At 46.4% G+C, this 19868-nt stretch carries 18 protein-coding genes and 3 pseudogenes; all 21 read left to right on the top strand.

Annotated features, from left to right (window positions below; all coding sequences use genetic code 11):
- Positions 1-1813: type VI secretion system tip protein TssI/VgrG (gene tssI / locus NP77_RS13300; protein WP_039660446.1), on the top strand; the 1813-nt coding region annotated here is incomplete at its 5' end.
- A gap of 4 nt (positions 1814-1817) precedes the next feature.
- A complete protein-coding gene (locus NP77_RS23860) occupies positions 1818-2534 on the top strand; it encodes a hypothetical protein (RefSeq protein WP_039660505.1) in 717 nt (238 codons plus the stop codon).
- Positions 2535-3134: 600 nt separating this feature from the next.
- Positions 3135-3914, top strand: coding sequence for a hypothetical protein (locus tag NP77_RS13290; RefSeq protein ID WP_039660445.1), 780 nt, complete (start codon positions 3135-3137; stop codon positions 3912-3914).
- Between the two features lie 165 nt (positions 3915-4079).
- A complete protein-coding gene (locus NP77_RS13285) occupies positions 4080-4559 on the top strand; it encodes a hypothetical protein (RefSeq protein WP_231572328.1) in 480 nt (159 codons plus the stop codon).
- 17 nt (positions 4560-4576) lie between these two features.
- Positions 4577-5008 (top strand): hypothetical protein, encoded by a 432-nt coding sequence (locus NP77_RS13280; protein ID WP_231572327.1) that lies wholly within the window; start codon positions 4577-4579, stop codon positions 5006-5008.
- A gap of 58 nt (positions 5009-5066) precedes the next feature.
- Positions 5067-5507 (top strand): DcrB-related protein, encoded by a 441-nt coding sequence (locus NP77_RS13275; protein WP_039660441.1) that lies wholly within the window; start codon positions 5067-5069, stop codon positions 5505-5507.
- A 3-nt stretch (positions 5508-5510) separates the two neighbouring features.
- Complete coding sequence (locus NP77_RS13270; RefSeq protein ID WP_039660439.1) at positions 5511-10013, top strand: RHS repeat-associated core domain-containing protein; 4503 nt, start codon at positions 5511-5513, stop codon at positions 10011-10013.
- Between the two features lie 15 nt (positions 10014-10028).
- A complete protein-coding gene (locus NP77_RS13265) occupies positions 10029-10235 on the top strand; it encodes a hypothetical protein (protein ID WP_039660438.1) in 207 nt (68 codons plus the stop codon).
- A gap of 438 nt (positions 10236-10673) precedes the next feature.
- Positions 10674-11309: pseudogene (locus NP77_RS24070) on the top strand (RHS repeat domain-containing protein); the annotation flags it as partial.
- 1 nt (position 11310) lies between these two features.
- Positions 11311-11715, top strand: a complete 405-nt coding sequence (locus tag NP77_RS24065; protein ID WP_039660436.1) for a hypothetical protein — start codon at positions 11311-11313, stop codon at positions 11713-11715.
- Positions 11712-12191, top strand: coding sequence for a hypothetical protein (locus tag NP77_RS13250; RefSeq protein ID WP_039660434.1), 480 nt, complete (start codon positions 11712-11714; stop codon positions 12189-12191). The genes NP77_RS24065 and NP77_RS13250 overlap by 4 nt, the downstream gene beginning before the upstream one ends.
- A gap of 232 nt (positions 12192-12423) precedes the next feature.
- Positions 12424-12943 (top strand): annotated as a pseudogene (locus NP77_RS23470) (RHS repeat domain-containing protein); the annotation flags it as partial.
- Positions 12927-13085: a glycohydrolase toxin TNT-related protein gene (locus tag NP77_RS23700; protein WP_082040843.1), complete on the top strand. Its 159-nt coding sequence runs from the start codon at positions 12927-12929 to the stop codon at positions 13083-13085. The pseudogene NP77_RS23470 and the gene NP77_RS23700, both read left to right, overlap by 17 nt.
- The gene (locus NP77_RS13240) at positions 13082-13441 is read left to right on the top strand and encodes a hypothetical protein (RefSeq protein WP_039660430.1); all 360 of its coding nucleotides are present in this window, start codon (positions 13082-13084) and stop codon (positions 13439-13441) included. Before NP77_RS23700 ends, NP77_RS13240 begins: the two co-directional genes overlap by 4 nt.
- 67 nt (positions 13442-13508) lie before the next feature.
- Positions 13509-14821, top strand: a pseudogene (locus tag NP77_RS23310) (RHS repeat domain-containing protein); the annotation flags it as partial.
- Between the two features lie 14 nt (positions 14822-14835).
- Complete coding sequence (locus NP77_RS13230) at positions 14836-15105, top strand: hypothetical protein (RefSeq protein WP_039660428.1); 270 nt, start codon at positions 14836-14838, stop codon at positions 15103-15105.
- Between the two features lie 439 nt (positions 15106-15544).
- Positions 15545-15703, top strand: a complete 159-nt coding sequence (locus NP77_RS23855; RefSeq protein WP_231001685.1) for a hypothetical protein — start codon at positions 15545-15547, stop codon at positions 15701-15703.
- A 310-nt stretch (positions 15704-16013) separates the two neighbouring features.
- Positions 16014-16976 (top strand): hypothetical protein, encoded by a 963-nt coding sequence (locus NP77_RS13220; RefSeq protein WP_008926140.1) that lies wholly within the window; start codon positions 16014-16016, stop codon positions 16974-16976.
- The gene (locus NP77_RS13215) at positions 16976-17557 is read left to right on the top strand and encodes a hypothetical protein (protein ID WP_039660426.1); all 582 of its coding nucleotides are present in this window, start codon (positions 16976-16978) and stop codon (positions 17555-17557) included. Before NP77_RS13220 ends, NP77_RS13215 begins: the two co-directional genes overlap by 1 nt.
- A gap of 905 nt (positions 17558-18462) precedes the next feature.
- Positions 18463-18834, top strand: coding sequence for a hypothetical protein (locus NP77_RS13210; RefSeq protein WP_039660424.1), 372 nt, complete (start codon positions 18463-18465; stop codon positions 18832-18834).
- Between the two features lie 779 nt (positions 18835-19613).
- Entirely contained in the window at positions 19614-19829 is a 216-nt protein-coding gene (locus NP77_RS13205; protein ID WP_039660423.1) for a hypothetical protein, read from the top strand.
- Positions 19830-19868 lie beyond the last annotated feature (39 nt).

The raw sequence follows: 19868 nt of genomic DNA, 5'->3' as shown, positions 1-19868 counted from the left end.
GGTGCCGGGCTCGGTGGACGTCTACGACTGGCCGGGCCACTTTGTCGACCACAGCCACGGCGAGTCCTACGCGCGCATCCGTCAGGAGGTGTGGCAGGCCGAGCACCACAGCGTCAGCGGGTCGGGCACCGCCACCGGCATCGCGCCGGGCTTCACCTTTGCCATCATCAACGCGCCGCACTTCAGCGACAACGGCGAATATCTGGTGACCTCGGCCACCTATGACTTCGCCGAGAACAGTTACGCCAGCGGCGACACCGGCGAGAGCCGTCACAACATCAGCTTCACGGTGCTGCCGTCGTCGGTGACGTACCGCACGCCGCCCACGACGCCGTGGCCGAAAACACACGGCCCGCAGACCGCGAAGGTGGTGGGGCCGAAAGGCGAGTCGATCTGGACCGATCGCTACGGCCGGGTGAAGGTGAAGTTTCACTGGGACCGTCTGGCGAAGGGCGACGACACCAGCTCCTGCTGGGTGCGCGTCTCCAGCGCCTGGGCGGGTCAGGGGTTCGGCGGGGTGCAGATCCCGCGCGTTAACGACGAAGTGGTGGTGGACTTCATCAACGGCGATCCGGACCGTCCGCTGATTATCGGCCGCGTGTATAACGAGGCAAGCATGCCGCCGTGGGCGCTGCCGGCGGCGGCGACGCAGATGGGCTTTTTAAGCCGGTCGAAGGATGGCACGGCGGATACGGCGAACGCGCTGAGGTTTGAGGATAAGGCGGGTGAGGAACACCTGTGGATCCAGGCGCAGAAGAACATGGATACCCATGTTAAAAATGACGCCAGCCATTCCGTCGCCAACAATCACAGCCATTATGCGGGCGGCAATGAGTTGTATCGGGTCGAAACCAACCGCGTCCACGGCGTAAAAGGGGGCGAAGAGCGGCTGACCGGTAAAGGCAAGCTTGATGCGGTAGTCGATACCTATGTTGTGGGTTCGGGCACTAAACTTCGCCTTGAATGCGGAGAGAGCGCTATCGAACTCAATGCGAATGGCCAGATTAATATTGTGGGTAAAGGCTTCAATATTTTCGTGCAGGGCGATGGTCATATCACCACCTCTGGCGGCAAACTGAACCTGAACACAGATGGTGCGAAGCCAGGCACTAGCGCACCGGGCTCCAGTCATAAACAGAACATCAGTCAGGCGGTGGAGAACCTGTTCCCGCCGAAGCAAAAAGGCCAGGCCGCGCCCGCTGCACCAAAGGCCGCGCCCGCTGCACCAAAGGCTGCGGCGGCACCGGCGAAAGGGGCGGTTGCACCAAAAAATGGTGACAATTTTTCAACCATTTCTCCAATAATATTAAAACATGAAGGAGGCTATGCAAATCGCGCATCTGATAAAGGCGGTCCAACAAACCATGGTATTGCCTGGAATACATGGAAAAAATATTCAAAAGAGGATCTGGGTGTTGAGCCGACGCTAGAAAATCTTAAAAAAATCACTCCAGAACAGGCTGAGATTATTTACAAGAAAAGATATTGGGATCCAAGTGGTTTTAATGACATAAAAGATCCTAAGTTAGCTTTGATGTCCTATGACTGGAGCATTACATCTGGTGGGGCAGGAAAACAGATTCAAAAGCTCTTAAATAGTCAATATGGAAAAAGTTTAAATGTTGATGGTGTCATTGGACCTGATACAATTTCAGCTATGAATAGTGTCGAAGATTCAGGTAAACTAACCGATAGCATTGCTGAAATCAGAAAGCAATATTATACTAACCTCACTATATCTGATCCTAAAAACTTACCCAATCTTACCGGCTGGATTAATAGGGTTAATGATTGTCTGGATTTTAAAGGTTAATGAAATGAACAAAGTTGGATTTAGCTTAGCGGTGCTGTTGTCAATATCTTCATCATCCTTGTTTGCTTCAGACGATTTTACCGGTCAATGGAGTGGGCAAGAAAAAAATGATAACGGGTCATTATACTCAACGTTAACATTAAAGTTAAAACAGCAAAATAATAACATAATGGGTAGTTATTGCTATGTTACCAGAAGCGGTAATAAAATAGATTGCCCTGATAATGAACAAAAAAACCTCAAAGGTGTTGCAAACGGAAATAATGCTTTGATTGATTTTGATTCTGCTTTTGGTGGGGTAAAAGGTAAAGCAAGTTTAGAAATTAAAGATAATAAAGTTATATGGAAGTTAATTAAAGATCCTGAGAATGGTGAGTTCTATGCGCCTAAAAATTATACGCTCGATAAAGAAGTAAATCAGGAGAATTTAAAATCAGACATGAAGGTTTTTTCGACATCTGATTTCACCATTACTTTAGTGAATGGTTGTGGAGGGTTTTATACTGTATGTGATAAAGTTAAATACTTTGGCCTGAGAAATAAAGATGGAAAACAAATCATTCTTGAAGGTAAGACCACGCAGCCTGTTAATTTAAATAAAGCCGACGGAATGATTTTTAAAAATAACGGTGTAGACTATATTGTGCGATTTAATCCGCTTGCGTTAAAGGTAGTGCAGGGGAATAAAACACTTGTAGAGCAAAGTGGTAAGTGGGAATGATAATTTTTATTGTTCAAATACGAGGATTTTCCTGCGGATTGAATAATATGTATAAACTTAATTAATAATATGATATTTCTCGGGGAGGTGGTTTTTTATCTCCTCCCCGCACGTAGAATTTAAATTTGAATTTATATTCAGTAAGTTAAATTGCAATTTATTAGTGAGTAACCGAAAGTTTTTTCTTATTTTTTTTGCTAATCTCGATAAAATTTAACAAATGTAGTTTTTTTGATGGTCTTATATTTGTGTCTGCCCTCATTTTTTTATCTTGCATTGCAAGGGCCGAACCCAGCACGAACTTATACTTTCCAACTCTTAATGATAGCGACTTTTCCGTTCTGCTAAATAGCTATGCTTTCAATCCCGGTGAGACCTGAAGCAACTAAAATTTCGTACGTGCAGGCAAGGCCCTGAGTTCAGCTATGGCCTGAGTCGACCTTTTCAGCGCAGGTTTGAATTATGACAAGTAAATATATTGTTCAAGCACTACGGTTAAAAACGGTGTTTAATATAACTGGTGGAATCATTATTCCACCGTTTTGACAAAGCGCTATACCAATGAAGCTGCTGAATTTTTGAAGTTTTCAGGTGAATAAAGTGAGTTTATTTATTAAGTTGTTTTTTTGGGTTTTTTTTATTGGTAGCTTAACAGGTTTTGCAACAGCCTCTGATACGCAATCGACTTACTCTCAGTATGATGTTCTGGGTAATGTTTCGACTATTTTTAATGACCAGGAAGTCGTTTCAAGTTTAAAATCTGTTTTAGGCAGCGAGTACAATGACTTTAGCCAGAACTTTGATGTTTTTGGTGAGCCTCATATAACAGCGAACGGTGGTATATTCGTTGAGGGCTGGTTAAAAGATCTTTACCTTGAGCAGGCTTCAGCATTTGTTATACAGCCTGACGGTAAAGTCTATGCTGCATGGATACTGCCTGTAGATAATAAAATAAATTATATAAGTAATGACCGTGCAACTAACAAAATGCAGGAAGATATTGCGATCTGGGCGAAGCGTTTCGATAAAAAACAGTCAGCTATTTCGGCTATAAATAAAAAAGAAGTTCAAAAAAACGGCGAGAAAGTTTTCGAGACGCAGAAGTTCAGGATTAGGATAGCGTCGCTTTGCACTACTGATTCGGAGTGTAATGACGTCAGTTATGAAGGTGTAAGAAAATCAGATGGCGCGGTTGTCAAGTTAAGAGGAAAGGCTATGAAAAGTGATTGTGGTCAGGCTTCCTGCACGGTGCTGAGTTATAAATTCCGTAATCATGATGCAACTTATATTATCAACAATGTAATTAGTAATCTTACAGTTGTTGTTAATGACAAAATCGTACTATCTGAAGACGGAAAGTGGATAAATATTTCCGAGTAATAAAGTTTCTGTGGGATGGTGCGCCATGTGTGCGCACTGTCACACATGATGTTTGCACATTATTTTTAAATGGAATTTTATAAAATGGTATGTTTCATTAATAAACGTAATTTTCAATTATGCGCGCTGCTTTCAGTTGTTTTTTATTTTTATCCTTGTTATGTAATGGCTGATGATTCCAGTAATGAACTAAAAAGCTCTGACTTTCAGGTAATAATAAATCATCACGGTTTAACTTTAGGTGACGATTGGAACAGTGAGATTCAGAAACAGGTGGGCGTGCAGATAAGTGAAAACTTCGTTGGCGACGCGCCCGTCGGTGACACCAGCTATAAGTACTATCAGCATAAATATGATGGTTTTGAAATCTACACTGCCAACTTGTTTTGGCAAAAAAAACAGCGTGATATCAATAGCTATCTCATTGCACAGATCACCATCAATACGCCTGCAATCAAAACAGCCAGAGGTGTAGAAATTGGTGACAGTCAGGATGTGCTGGTCAGTAAATATGGTCAGGGCACAGTGGATGACAGTGATAACCAGCACTGGTTATATTATGACGCTGATCACAAACGCATGTCATTTCAGTTAGAGCATAAAAAAGTCAGTCATATTATGATGACGATTAATACGGATGATTGAAAGGGGTTCTGCGTGATATGTTGCGCGGAATTGAATTATGTTATATCTCTGATGTGATCATTATTGTTAAAAATGGCAGAGTAGTTATGGTTAAATTTTTATCTTTAATAGTTTTTTCATTGCCTCTGACCGTGCTTGCCAATAACGCATGCCCGATGTTGAGTGATTCTGCCAACGCAAAAGGCGTGCGTTTCGACAATACAGATAATGTCTACAAGGTTGGCGGGTCAGGACGGCTGCAGTTTTATTCTGCGCCTGATAGCCGTTGTGCAGAAAAAGATGTTTTTGTGGTGCCTGGCAATGAATTATATGCTTACGTCGAATATGGAAAGTATTACAGCGTAATGTATGTGGCCAATGACGGAAACCAGGTTAATGGCTGGGTCGAGAAATTCAGATTAGTTGAAACACATACTGGTATCGCACCCAATTATGATGAAAATAAATAGTTAATTCCTCTGCTGTTAATAACATCCCGTTTTTACTTTCCCCATATGGAAATCTATTATGAATTACCAATTCAATGAGGGCGCCTTTGCGCTTTTTCCTGCTGCCTGGCAGGACACCACCATGAATATTCTCCGCGACGAAGCCAGTGGGCTGGCATGGGTTGTAAGCCGTGGTGTTATTTCTGAGGGCAGTGATGCGGAAAAAGAATTCCAGCGTCAGTGGGACACGTTGCGGAGTCAGATGGGTCACATCCAGCAGAGTGAGTTTGTACGCGTGACGGCGGGTGTAGATAACACCCTACACGCAATTGAAGTTGAAACTATGTTTGACCGTAACGGGCAGGCCGTGTGGCAGAAACAGCTGGCTACGCAGGTGCCGGACTCGAACACCTTAATGATTTTTACGCTCTCCGCGATGCGTCCATTCAATGAAGAAGACGGACAGCGCTGGAGTGCTTTTAAACAAAGCCTGACTCTGAACACGCCACGGAAAGCATAACTTATGGATAATCCTGCGGCCCGCGTGGGCGATGAGATCATTCACTCCAGCATTTTTGCTGATATCACCAGCATTGTGGCAGAAGGTGCGGCGTATGCCGTCATTGGTGCCGCAGTGGGTGCTGCTATCGTCTCGGCCGCGCCCCTGCTGGGTACAGGGGCGGCAGCGGCGAGTGTCGCTGCCGTGGGTAACAGTTGCCTGCTCAGCGGTATTCTTGGCGGTATACTGGCCAATGCCGTGGGTCTGTCACAGGAGATCAGCAAAGCGGCCGATGGGCTGGGAAACATGATATTCCCGCCGTCACCCGCCGGTGTGATATCCAGCGGTTCAGACAACGTTTACGTAAATGGTCTTTTAGCCGTGCGCGCGGCCGGTATGCTCACGCCCGGCGAGACACCGCCACCGGAACCGCAATCGCCGAAGAGCTTCGCGGATTATGGCGGCATGCTGCTCTCTGCGGTGGGCCAGTTTGGCAGTGCAATGTGGCAACCTACGGTCGCCTCCGCCGATGCGGGTACCTCTCCGCTGGAGCAGGACAAAGTGGCCTGTGAAAAACACAGTGCACCGCAATATCTGGCGCAGGGATCGAAAAGTGTCTTTATCAATGGCCAGCCTGCGGTGCGCGCAAAGGATAAAACCACCTGTGATGCCACCGTGAGTGACGACGTCTCCCCCAATGTCATCATTGGTGGTGAAACGGTCACGGTCAGAGAGATCAAAAGCGGCAAGGTGCCAGGCCTGGCTGTGATGATGATCGGCCTTTCTCTGATCCGTGGTCGCCCCAGTCAGATCCTCAAAAACATGCCCTGCGCGCTGGCCGGTGCCGTGGGCGGTATGGCAGCGGACATGGCCATCAACGCGGCTTTCTCGTCGCTGTTCCCGGTTCATGCGGCGACCGGCGTCAAAGTCCTGAATGATGATGCCGAGCGCGATTTTTCCCTTCCCGGACGTTTCCCGCTTAGTTTTCAGCGCAGCTATAACAGCCTGACTCAGCGTGCCGGCCTGTTTGGTCAGGGCTGGGCCACGGTGTTTGACAGTTACCTGACGCTGGAAGGCAATCGGGCGACCTGGTTTGATGACAACGGACGCGAACTAAGCTTTGACGTGCCCGGTGAAAAAGAGGTGCTCTACAGCATCAGCGAAGGGTTGATGGTGCGGCGCAACGAGTCAGGCGATATCGCCATTGCCGATGACGACGGTGCGGTCTGGCGTCTATACCGACGCACGGCTGCTGATCCGCAGGTGCTGCGTCTGGCTTCACTCAGCGACGAGTACGGTAATGCGCTGGAGATGGGCTGGGATGAACAGGCTCGTCTGGTGCGTATTCATGACGCGCCGCTGGCGATTGACGTTACGCTGCACTACGACGACAAACATCACGCGCGGCACCCGACATCAGCCAGCCATTTTGATGGCGATCAGCACTGGCCTCTGACGCGCTGGACATACACTGAGCAGGGCCAGCTTGCCAGCGTTACTGATGCCGCTGGCGTTGTGTCGCGGCGTTTCAGGTACAACGACGACGGGTTAATGGTCTGGCATCAGCTGCCCGGCGGGCTGGAAAGCGAATATCGCTGGCAGAAGCTGGATCACTGGCGCGTGGTAGAGAACCGCACCAATACCGGTGATGGCTGCCACATGCATTACGATCTCGAGGCGGGCATCACGCGCGTGTCGACCTATGACGGCCAGCAGCGCGAACACCACTGGAATGCCGCGTGCCTCATCACCTGTTTTATCGACGAGCGGGGCGAGAAGTGGCGTTATGAGTGGGATGAAAACGAACTCCTGACGCGCCGCATCGATCCGCTGGGCAACGCGGTGAGCTTCACCTATGACGATCTGGGCAACCGCATTGAAGAGAAAGATGCTGACGGCGGTGTGCAGGCTGTGCAATGGCTGTCCCACCGTTCGCTGCCGACAGTGGTTGCCGGAGCAGACGGTTCCACCACGAAGTACTATTACGATCCCCATCATGGCCTTGAGCGCGTTGTTGATGCGCTCGGGCAAAGCACGCTCTATAAACGGGATGAATTCGGACTGGTTGTCGAGGAGATCGACGCAGCGGGTAACAGCTACCGCCGGGAGTTTAACGATGCCGGCCAGGTTATCCGTGAAACCGAGTGCTCAGGGCTGACCACGCGCTACCGTTATCATCCGCTGGGCTGGCTCAGTTGTGTCATCGCGCCGGATGGTGAAGAAACCCGTTATCACTATGACGCAGCAGGCCGTCCTCTTCAGCTGGAACGTGCAGAAGGATGGGAAGAGCGGTTGCACTGGAGTGAAAACGGACTGCCGCTGGCCTATGAATCGGCTGATGGCAAGCGCAGTGAATTCCGTTACGACAACGTCGGGCGATTGATTGCCAACCGCAATGCAGAGGGTGAGACGGTTCAGCGAAGCTGGGACAGCCGTGGCCGGTTGACGGCGCTGCAAAACGAGAACGGCGAGCAGTATCAGTTCGAGTGGGGCGCAGATTCTCTGTTGCTGGCTCAGGTCGGGCTGGATGGCGTTGCCACGCGATATGATTATGATGCAGCGGGCCGCACGGTATCACGTACCTTTGCCGCCGGGCATCCTCAGTCCATCACCCATCGCTATCACTGGAGCCGTGCGGGACAACTGCTGGCGCGGACCACGCCGGAGGGCCAGACGCGCTATCACTACAGCGGTGGCGGCCAGCTGGGTAAGGTGTCGCAGCATCTGCCGCTGTCTGACACTGAGTGGAGCCAGCAGGCCGAGCAGGAGATCACCTTTAAATATGATGCGCTGGGCCGCATCGTTGCTGAACAGGGAGAGCAGGGAGAACTGGCGTGGGAGTATGACGCGCTGGGTAACTGCACAGCCTTAACACTGCCGGATGGTCGTAATCTCAGGCAGCTTTACTACGGCAGCGGCCATTTACTGAGCATCGCATTAGACAACCTGCCGGTCACGGATTTTACCCGTGACACGCTGCACCGGGAACTGAGCCGGACGCAGGGCGGCCTGACCATGCGCAGTGAATATGATCGGTTAGGCAGACTGCGCCGCCGTGACGTGTTCAGGGGTGACTCGCAGCGTCCTGCACCGCGCGTCTGGTCCCGTCGGCGCGACTTCGATTACGGCAACAACCTGATCCGTGAAGAGCGTGACGATAATCCGTTCAGCCAGACATTATGGAACTACGATAACGCCGGCCGGCTGTTGTCTCAGGACGGTGCGCAGCCGGGTAATGAACAGTGGCGCTGGGATGGCGCAGGCAACCCGCTGGATCGCCATACTGCCGCCCACGTTATGCACAACCGTGTCACTGAACTGAACGGTATCCGCTGGCAGTACGATATTCATGGCCGCACCACTGAGAAAGATGACGGACAGACCCGCTGGCGCTACCGTTACGATGGTGAGCATCGCCTTATGGACGTCATCAGCGAGCCGCGGGACCGTAATAAGCCGCGCACTAAGGTGAGTTTCCGTTACGATCCGCTGGGACGCCGTATCAGTAAAACCAGCCAGCAGCTGTTACAGGGCAGGCCGTCGGGGAACGCCGTAACGACATGCTTTGTCTGGGAAGGTTACCGTCTGCTGCAGGAGATCCACGACGGCACTCCGCTGACCTACTTTTACAGCGACAGCCAGAGCTATGAACCGCTGGCGCGTATTGATGGCGTAGAAAGCCCTGAGATTTACTGGTTCCATAATGCGGCTAACGGGATGCCGGAGCTGCTGACTGACGCTGAAGGGCAAAAAGCCTGGGAAGGCATCAACAGCCCGTGGGGCAAGCTGCTGCGCGAGTCCAGCCAGCGGATGCCGGTCGTTCAGCAGAATCTGCGTATGCAGGGCCAGTACCTGGACCGGGAAACCGGACTGCACTACAATCTGTTTCGTTATTATGATCCGGACAGCGGACGGTTCACCCAGCAGGATCCGATAGGGCTGGCGGGCGGGATTAACCTTTACCAGTATGCGCCGAATGCGCTGGGGTGGGTGGATCCGTGGGGGTTGAGTTGTAAGAACGCGTGGAATGATTTTCAAAGGAAAACTAAAGGCGCATTCTCTTCAGTAAAACAGGCTGCTCGTGCATACAAAGCTACAAAAGGAATTGCGAAACCAGAAAAATTCCCTGATCCTGTTACTTACTTAGATTCTGATAAAATTAAATCTCACCTAAGTCAATTTGAAGATGGAGTTTCAAAAATCGCATGGGGTGTCAATCCTGCATATTCTGAAATCGGACCACCAGGTGGGCATTTTGTTATGCCTAAATCAGTGGCTGATGATGTAATTAGCCGATCTGGCGGTGATGTGCGCACAATTGAGAAAATGTTAGGATTGTCGAAAGGAGATCTAGGTGACGCACCTGTAAGAATTGACATATCTAATCCAACTGGGTTACGTATGCCATCTGGTAATGAGGCGGGCGCAAATAATTTTTGGCTGCCTGGGGGGTATACATCTGGAAGGATTCCTGAAGCAACTATAGATCCAACACCTTTGGATCAAGCCGTTATCAAGAAAATTTAAAGTAAGGAGTACATGATGGGTGAAGCTATATTTAGTGGCTATGGCATGTTTGTTACTCTAGAAGATGGAAGATATTATATCAACTATGACGCTGGTGGAATTACTAATAAAGATGTTAAATCTGAGATAAGCGAAGAAGAGTTTAATAAAGCCAAGCTTAGCGAACAAGACGCATATGAAGTAATCATACGCACTCAGGTAAGAGATAAAATAAACTGTTAGTAGTAAGCTTGTTAATCTTATAATATAACGCCCCCAAACGTTGCCAAAGTATATTTCTATAAAATATACTTTGGCCTTTATTTTTTAATGCGATAGCTGTCTTGCTATTTTTTACATGTCAGCTTATCACAAAGAAATTTATTATGGGGTTTTTATAAAATAAATTAATTAAATCAAACATGATATAATGTGTGACTATAAAGACATATTGCTATATAACCGCTAATTTCCGAGTTTGTTTCGATTAAAGTAAGTGACTTAAAATTCCTAAGTTAAGGATCGCATTAAATCTCTAATTATAAACGGTTCGATAAGTTTGATCCTTAATATTCAAAAATTAGTCTTTGTTGTATAATTATATTTTTAAATCTTTTAGTAGCATCACGTGATGGATAAGGCGTTTGCCTCACGTTCCTTTCCATATCCCCTCCCTAAACACAATCCAAGCCGCGCACTAAGGTGAGTTTCCGTTACGATCCGCTGGGACGCCGTATCAGTAAAACCAGCCAGCAGCTGTTACAGAGCAGGCCGTCGGGGAAGGCCGTAACGACACGCTTTGTCTGGGAAGGCTACCGTCTGTTGCAGGAGATCCACGACGGCATTCCGCTGACCTACGTTTACAGCGACAGCCAGAGCTATGAGCCGCTGGCCCGTATTGGTGGGGTTGAAAGCCCGGAGATTTACTGGTTCCATAATGCGGCCAACGGGATGCCTGAGCTGCTGACTGACGCTGAAGGGCAAAAAGCCTGGGAAGGGATCAACAGCCCGTGGGGCAAACTGCTGCGTGAATCCAGCGAGCGAGTTCCGGTGCTGGAGCAGAATCTGCGGATGCAGGGCCAGTATCTGGACCGGGACAAATTTGCTTTAGCAAATTTGAACATCGCTTCAGCGATGGCCCCAAGGGGGTGAGGCACCGAAGGGGCCGAATCAACCGGACTGCACGACAATCTGTTTCGTTATTATGACCCGGACAGCGGACGGTTTACCCAGCAGGACCCGATAGGGCTGGCGGGCGGGATCAACCCTTACCTGTATGCGCCGAATGCACTGGGTTGGATGGAGCCCGTGGGGGTTGATGAAGTGTAAAGACCCTGCGAAAGAAGCAACTAAGTGGCAGGGGCCACATAACGATAACTATCCATTCATAGATGTTTATGAGAATACAGTTATAAAAAAAGGGACGATACTTTATGCGCTTCATCCGAATGGAGATCAGTTACCTGCTTATACTGTGAGTCATCCTACTGTCAGACAATATAAAGGTAATCCACTTGGCTATCATGAGGCTTTGCAGGTTAAATTGGACCCAAAATATCCAATGCGTTCAAAGGTAAGAGCATATTCTGTTACAGAAGATATATATGTAGCCAGAGGACGTGCTGAAGCTAATCCTCAACATGGTAAGGGAGGGGGGCTGCAGTTCTATATTCCGGAAGAAGCCCGACTTAAACTGAAACCTGGGAAAGTAATTGACATATGAAAAAAATTAATTTAGACGAGTCAAATGGAGCTTTACTTATTGATGGAAATGAAATAGATCTTTCCTCTTACAGTGCCTTTACTAATTCTTCATTTTTTAAATGTGCTGATGATTTGACACCTTTTGGGAAATATTATTTTTTTTCAAAAGATGTCCTTTGGCATAATGAACCATTTTTTGTGGAGTTCAGACCATCCGTTTTTTCAATTAAGGGTAGTGTTTTTCTTACCAGCAAAACTGGTGAATTTTTTAAGAATATGAATGATTGGGAAAAAAGAGCAAACTTAAATATTTTAAAGGGAGAAGAGAGTAGATTGTTTGCATGGGTGCTAAATAGATACCCTAGTAATTATAAAGGTACAATAGAAAACCCTCCTTATGGTGATGTTTGGAGTTTTACATGGGGAGAAATAACAGTGCAGTCAGATACAAACGCATTTGAATGCGGGATATACATTAAATGGAGCTTAATTTAAATCTTCATGTCTTGCTTATATTTCAATGTAAAATATTTGTGTAAAATCATCATGATGATGCACTAATATTTGAAGGTTAAACGTGACTCAGAATGGAGTTGTAGCCGCTGGCAATAAGGTTTTCATTACTGCTCCATCTGAAAATATTAATGGTTTTAACCGCTGGTTTTATTGCTACAGATCAGCTCTGTTGTCGCATAAGTAAAACAACCTAAATTTGATTTAGAAAATACCTTCGGGCAGCTACATAATCCCGTGCTTTATGCTAGATGGTTCTCACCTGCTGTAGGAAATCTCCGACGGCACTCCGCTGACCTACGTATACAGCGACAGCCAGAGCTATGAGCCGCTGGCGCGTATTGATGGGGTTGAAAGCCCGGAGATTTACTGATTCCATAATGCGGCCAACGGGATGCCGGAGCTGCTGACTGACAGTGAAGGGCAAAAAGCCTGGGAAGGAATTAACAGCCCGTGGGGCAAGCTGCTGCGCGAGTCCAGCGAACGAGTTCCGGTGGTGAAGCAGAATCTGCGTATGCAGGGCCAGTACCTGGACCGGGACTAATTTTCTTTAGCAAATTTGAACATCGCTTCAGCGATGGCTCCAGGGGTGAGGCCCCGCAGGGGCCGAATCAAGAGGACTGCACTACAATCTGTTTCGTTATTATGACCCGGACAGCGGACGGTTTACCCAGCAGGATCCGATAGGGCTGGCAGACGGGATCAACCTCTACCAGTATGCGCCGAGTGCGTTACACCTATGAGGTATTAAAACCTTATGAAGTTGATGCAGGTCCGGCAATTCATTGGTTTGGGAAACCAGGAATGAATAAGCAATACCAAACAGCTGATTACATTGAAGATCTTATCAAATATAGAGTCTTGAAAAAGTTATGAAGAATTTTATTAACAATAAGGTTTTGCTACATGATGGTATTGAAAATAACTTTATCCATGAAAAGAATTTTATTGAATGCCCATACTGCTCTGGCCAAATTGTTTTTTCGGTTTATGGTTCGCAAATTTTCAATTCAGAAGATTTAGAGTTTAAGGCGCTTTACTCAAAAAAAATAAGAGGAGTAAAAGAAAAAATTAAAGGTTCGGGTCGTTATAATTATGATGGAGAAGCTGTCAGCTTTTTTGAGACGGAGTGTGATTTTGAAAATCATAAGGCAATAGTCTTTTTTACATTTTCTGAAATCCAACCATCCAGGTATTCATCTCATTTGATAGGTCTTTTTCTAAGAGATTAATTTCCTAAATTTTATTATAAATAATATTTTAGTTAATTGCATTGATTGTTGAGAGATTATACGTGATTCCCGGCGATTTAGCTTCGATTACGGCAACAACCTGATCCGTGAAGAGCGCGACGATAATCCGTTCAGCCAGACATTATAGAACTCCGATAACGCCGGCCGGCTGTTGTCTCTGGAGGGCGCACAGCCGGGCAATGAGCAATGGCGCTGGGATGGCGCAGGCAATCCGCTGGATCGCCATAGTGCCGCCATGTGATGCATAACCGCGTCACCGAGCTGAATGGTATTCGCTGGAAATACGATATCCATGGCCGTACCACGGAGAAAGATGACGGGCATACCCGCTGGCGTTATCGCTACGATGGTGAGCATCGCCTGACGGACGTCATCAGCGAGCCACGGGACCGTAATAAGCCGCGCACTAAGGTGAGTTTCCGCTACGAACCGCTTGGGCGTCGTATCAGTAAAACCAGCCAGCAACTATTACAGGGAAGACCGTCTGGCAACGCCGTCACGACGCGCTTCGTGTGGGAAGGCTACCGCCTGCTGCAGGAAATCCACGACGGCATTCCGCTGACCTACGTATACAGCGACAGCCAGAGCTATGAGCCGCTGGCCCGTATTGATGGCTTGGAAAGTTCGGAGATTTACTGGTTCCATAATGCGGCCAACGGGATGCCGGAACTGCTGACTGATGGTGAAGGGCAAAAAGCCTGGGAAGGGATCAACAGCCCGTGGGGCAAACTGCTGCGTGAGTCCAGCCAGCGCGTTCCGGGCTACGATCAGAACCTGCGTATGCAGGGCCAGTACCTGGACCGGGAAACCGGACTGCACTACAATCTGTTTCGTTATTATGACCCGGACAGCGGACGGTTCACCCAACAGGACCCGATAGGGCTGGCTGGCGAGCTCAACCTTTACCAGTATGCGCCGAATGCGCTGGGGTGGTTGGATCCGTGGGGGTTGAGTAGGTGTAGTCTTAAAGGAAAGTATAAAGAAATTGATAAGGCAGAATTACCTGATTGGATAAGGGATTCTTTCAAAGATGGAGAATATAAAACAGTTTTAACAACTGAGGATGTGACCTTGTATCGCGTTTTTGGTGGTAATGCGAAAATAGATGGCTCATTTGTTGGTACATCTCCGGCGCTGAATAAAATTCAGGCGAAAATAGATGCTGCACTTTTACCGGAATGGAAAAATACCAGACAATTCGAGGCAACTTTAAAAATCCCGAAAGGAACGATTCTTCAGATTGGGAAAGTTGAGAAGCAGATTATGAAATCTGGTGCAGTTCTTGAGGGTGGGGTGGACCAGATACTGCTTCCGCACGGATATCCTGTCAGTTGGATAACTGATGTTAGATTTTTATAATTGAGAAATTAACTATGAACAAGCAACAACTATTGGTTGAAATAGATAAGACATCTTCTTACATAGAAGGAGTTATGAATGGCGAAAATAAAGGGAGGTTAATAGTATTTATTGATGAGTTGAAGTTGCTTAAAGTTAAAGTTATGAATAACAGTATTATGAACAATCCTTTAAGAGGTTTTCCGCGTCGCTATGCTGAGATGTATAGCGATTACCTCCATGCAATAACGGATGTAATGAGCAAAATTGAAAAGTCTGTCGATGCATATTTGGATAGCAACTAATTCTTGCTTTAGTATTAATGGCTTTGCCTTAATGAAAAGAGGTGGGCGAATCCTGTGGTTGCGCTTATACCTTTTTATATTGTTGTATACTTAGTAAAATAAGAGAGTGTTTTAACTAAGTTTTATTGGGTTTGTTTCTTTTTACTGACTAGAATGTGATAGTTGTCACTTTATTCCAATTAGATTGGAAATTGTTATTCTTAAATTAAATATAATTATAAATAATCTTACATCCATTGTTTACTACAGTATGATCAGCATCCATGATATGGTGCTGTAAATATCCAACAGATGTATGCTGGTCATAGGGTAATAGAGTTCGATAAAATCGATATTTTACCGGAGAGAGAATGATAGATTTTTTTCCTACAGTGAGGTTTTAGATTTTCTTGAAACATTCTTCCAAAAAAGGATTAAAAATGAAGAGTATCGTGAGGAGATGAACGCTATCATTGATGGTAGTCGTAAAAATAAAACAGTTTCAATACGGGCTATAGATGTTTGTTTTATGAATTATCGTAAGGTCATGGGTGATTTTAGTCTTCCTACAGATGAGGAGATGGAAATCTGGAAGCAGTTATTTAATTTTTGGCAGTGATGCTTGAATTAATTCAAGTGAATGTCGAGTTGTGCTTCGCTTTACAGTGGGTATTTAATTGCCATGTTTAGATGATGCTTATTTTTATAATATTTTCTTCATATGGAATGCAAGTCCTCTATTAGGGCTTTTGAGTCAAAGTTGAGTAATGGAATGGCTGTTTTTTTGTGCAATCAAAAAAGGTAAGCTTGTTATTATATCACCTGCATAATGATATGAAGTTTTGGTGCAGTAACAATGGTTTTTCCATTTCGCATTTCAATATCTAAAAAACTCTCTTTTTACCCTGTTGAGCCTATAAGGAGATAAAATGAACCTGCCAGGAATGAATCCCGAAAATAACTTACCGGGTTATGACATCGCGAGACTGACCGGTTATGGGGCACCTGATTTTGATTTCAAAGCGCTGGGTGCAGCAATGGATTGTACCCGGGAGTTTTATCAGGCTGGCATCATCTATGCAGATGGCGCACAGCGTTATCTTGTCCGGCCTGGTCAGCGTCATCCTAATGGCCAAAGTGGTATCGTCACACATCTTATTGTGACCAAAACGCCTAAGCAAGCCACAGCGTCTGATACGGGCAAGTCACTGAGTGAAGCAGTCAGCGCGACCTCAATGGGCACGGAGATTGCCTCGACCGTTCTTTCCTGTGGTGCCATGATTATCACCGCTGGCGTGGCGGTTATCGGTGCTTCAGCAACGCCGATAACGGCTGGCAGTAGCGGCGTGCTTGTCGCCATTGGTTATGCCGGTGCTGCGGCAACAGGTGTGCAGTGTATTAATGGTATCTACCGGGTTTATGATCTCGTCGAAAACGGTGGTGAAAACGTCGCGTGGCTGGACTCTCAGGAGTGGTACGTTGCCACTTCAACGTCTCTTGACCTTATTTCACTTGCCAGTGTGGGCGGTGCATTAAAAGAAGCCCTGGCAACATGGCGAGCGATGAAATCGGTCTCTTCTTTAAAAGCTACGGAGTGGCTCAGGAACTATCCAAGGCAGGACAGGGCGCGGCTTACTGAATTAATCATCAAGGCACAAAACCCGGGTATAACTAATAAAGAGCTCAAAGCCGCCATCCGTGCAGGACTTTATCCAAAACGTTTCCCTGTAGAGCCGGTGCAAAAAGAACTTGTTAAGCAACTCGCGCAGGTCGTCACCAGTGCAGCGGCTGTGGCTGGCAGTGCTGTCAGTGGTATCATTGCTGCTCCAGGTAACGTCCCGCGCACCGGACGCTACATCGTGGGAACAATCCAGTCACTGGCGGTAATTTAATGCAATTTTTATCATGGCTTATTGGACGTAATATCACTGAACTCCTGCAACAGGGGCGCGAAATAGATCAGGCAATCGCACGGCAGGATGATTCCATACTTGCCCGATCTACTTCAGAGCTTGAGCGCTATTTTAAACAGCCTTCTGAGGCGCTGCCCCGGCAAAATGGCTTCCCCGTTGCAATTGTGCTGATGCTGTTACTGGTTGCATTTGCATTTAATCTGCTGACATTTCTGCACGCTTTACCTCCTCTGAGTCCACAGATACACGCGTTGAGTTTTTTTGTTCCCTCAATTGTTGTTATTGGCGCGATACTCACGTCCAGTTACCTGCTTGCGCGAGGCCATACAGCGGGTGTGGCGGGACTGGCTTATGTCTGTGCAATATTGCTTATATCGACTGTTTTACTCCTGAGCTACAGCGTTGTTACTGCTAGCCACTCGGGCCTGTGGCTGATTCTGGCACTCGCTGCTTTAGTGGGTGCTCGCTGGGTACTGAATGGGCAGGGTTTCGTCCTGTTTGCCATTTACTGCCGGACACAACGCCTTGCCAGCGTCGCCCGGCAGCGTCGCATGAAATAACCCATACGGGTCTGTAGTGCTGTTATCGCGGAATATCCATTCCGCGACTCTCGTCATACCATCCACTTTTCTCTCAAACCTTAGGCCTGAAACTAAAAGCCAGATGTAAGTTACTCCCTGGTGAGTATTGATGATGAGAATAGCTCTGCGATATTCAGGTTTCCCTGGCTTGATTTCGATTTAGGTAACAACCTCAACCCTGAAGAGTGCGACGATATCTTTTCAGCAGACATCATGTAACTACGATAATGCAGGTTGTTTGTTGCCTTATAATGACTTGCAGCCAGGTTTTGAGCAGTTGCGACGGGACAATGCAGGCAACCCATTGGATTGCCCCATACGGGTTCAGACATCATGCATAACCGCCGTGAACTATATCCGCTGGAAAAATGATATCCATGGTTATCACACCCGGGAAGGATGACGGTCAGACCCACTGGCACTTCCGTTACGAGGGTGAGCACCGTTTGACTGACTTTTTCAGCGAGCGGCGGGACCACAATAAGCCATGCAAGAAGGTTAACCTCCACTACAATGCACAAGTGTGTCGCATCAGTAAAACCAGCAAGCAACTTGGACTAATCTTATTTATAGTTTTAAGACTAAGTTGTCCAGGGAAATGTAATGCATGTGAGGACATAGCTCATCATTCGCACAAATAGTTCCCTTATGTCTTAATCACTAATGATGATTCGGAAGACATCTTTCGGTAGTGAGATCTCCAATGAATCCCAGAGATTTTATCATCTGTTCTAGCCCCCGTTGCCCGGTTAAGGTCAGAGCAAAATCATGACTAAGCTGTATTTAATAATGTTGAAAGAAAATGGTGATTAAGGGTTTTTTGCTGATGGCAAAGCTGTCCCGTTTGCCGCAATTAATTGATCAGCTAAGAGAGATAGGTTTAAATGTATGCTATTAATGATTTAATTTTACTGGCTGATCAAGCTACTCTTAAGTGGAAATTTAAGGGTGAAGCATTGTCATTGGCTTTATCCGAGGTCGATCAGGTGTTGGTTGATGAAAGCAGAGATTTAATATTTGTTCTTGATCAGAAGAGAAGTTTGCCTGAAAGACTCATTATAATAAATGCGCAAGGAAAAATCTTATCATCTTTTTCACCGCCCGATGGTGGAGGATTTTACTACATGACGGTGGATTCAAAAAAAGAGGTCTTAATAGTCTGCGTTTTTAATGGAAAAATTGATGGCTGGAGTGACTGGTATTTCTCTTTCCATCAGAGAACTAATCAACTGGTGCGGTTATCACGGGCTTACTGATGCTGAAGAAGTAAATATTAATCATGATGGTCCCAGAGAATGATGCTGGCCCTCTGCACCTGTAACGCCCGTGTTATACTAATGATTAAAAGGCCAGTTAATGCAGTCGGATGAGGGTGTGGATGTATCAGAAGTATAGCCTGTGAGGTGGGTAGTGTATTGTAAAGAAATAGCTCAAAAGTTATTAATTGAATTTCTGAATCTAAAAAATATTCTGATCAATGATGGCGAGTGTAACTGGATTAGAGGCGTTTTATCAATAATAGAAAAACTCAGGATTTCTATCCACTCTCAGGGAGTTGAATCAGCTACTTATTGTAAGGAGGCCTGCGATGCATGGAGGTTAATGTTTAGCGGAAATGGTTCTTTCTCTGATTATCATCTCTGGCATGATGATTACAATGAGAGGGTTAAACGTAATATTCCACTCGATTCAATAAAATGTAATATCGCTAAAATACTCGATTCAGAGGGAAAATAGTAAAGTACTTATCTGGATATTATCATTTCATAATGCAATGGAAAACGTTTCCACTCTGTTGCGTTTTCTAAAAGTGCCATGCAGACAAGCAACACTAGCGCCGTGCATACACAGGAAAGCTTATGGAGAATCATGTGGCAACCTTACATCATGACCTATGCGTTATGTGAACAACGTTGTTGAAATAAGTCAGGGTGCGATAAGCTCTTCAATCAGGCGTTTTGCACAGGCAAGGAGAAATGCAATCAGATTCCTGACTTTTATATCAGACCTCTTTAATCATTAATAGGTGTTATATATGCAAAATAAAATCTTTTCCGACTATGGGATAACCCTTGTAGACAGGGATGGGATTCTTATTGCTTTGTTTGATTCGGGCAAGCTTGTTCCTGAATATCTTGAAGCTGAAATCAGCATGGATGAAGCGATAAAAATCAAAAAAAGCCAACAGGATGCCTATGAAGTTATAATGTCATTAGGTGACAGGATTAAAAAAGCCCACCAGAAAACATGAAGTGTTTACATGTTTCTATCATAAGTTTTATTCCAACAT

This window comes from Pantoea sp. MBLJ3 (assembly GCF_000816655.1).
In the GTDB taxonomy this organism is placed as follows: Bacteria; Pseudomonadota; Gammaproteobacteria; order Enterobacterales; family Enterobacteriaceae; genus Pantoea; species Pantoea eucalypti.
Note: the sequence above shows the minus strand (reverse complement) of the source record. Positions and strands in the feature narration are given on the sequence as shown.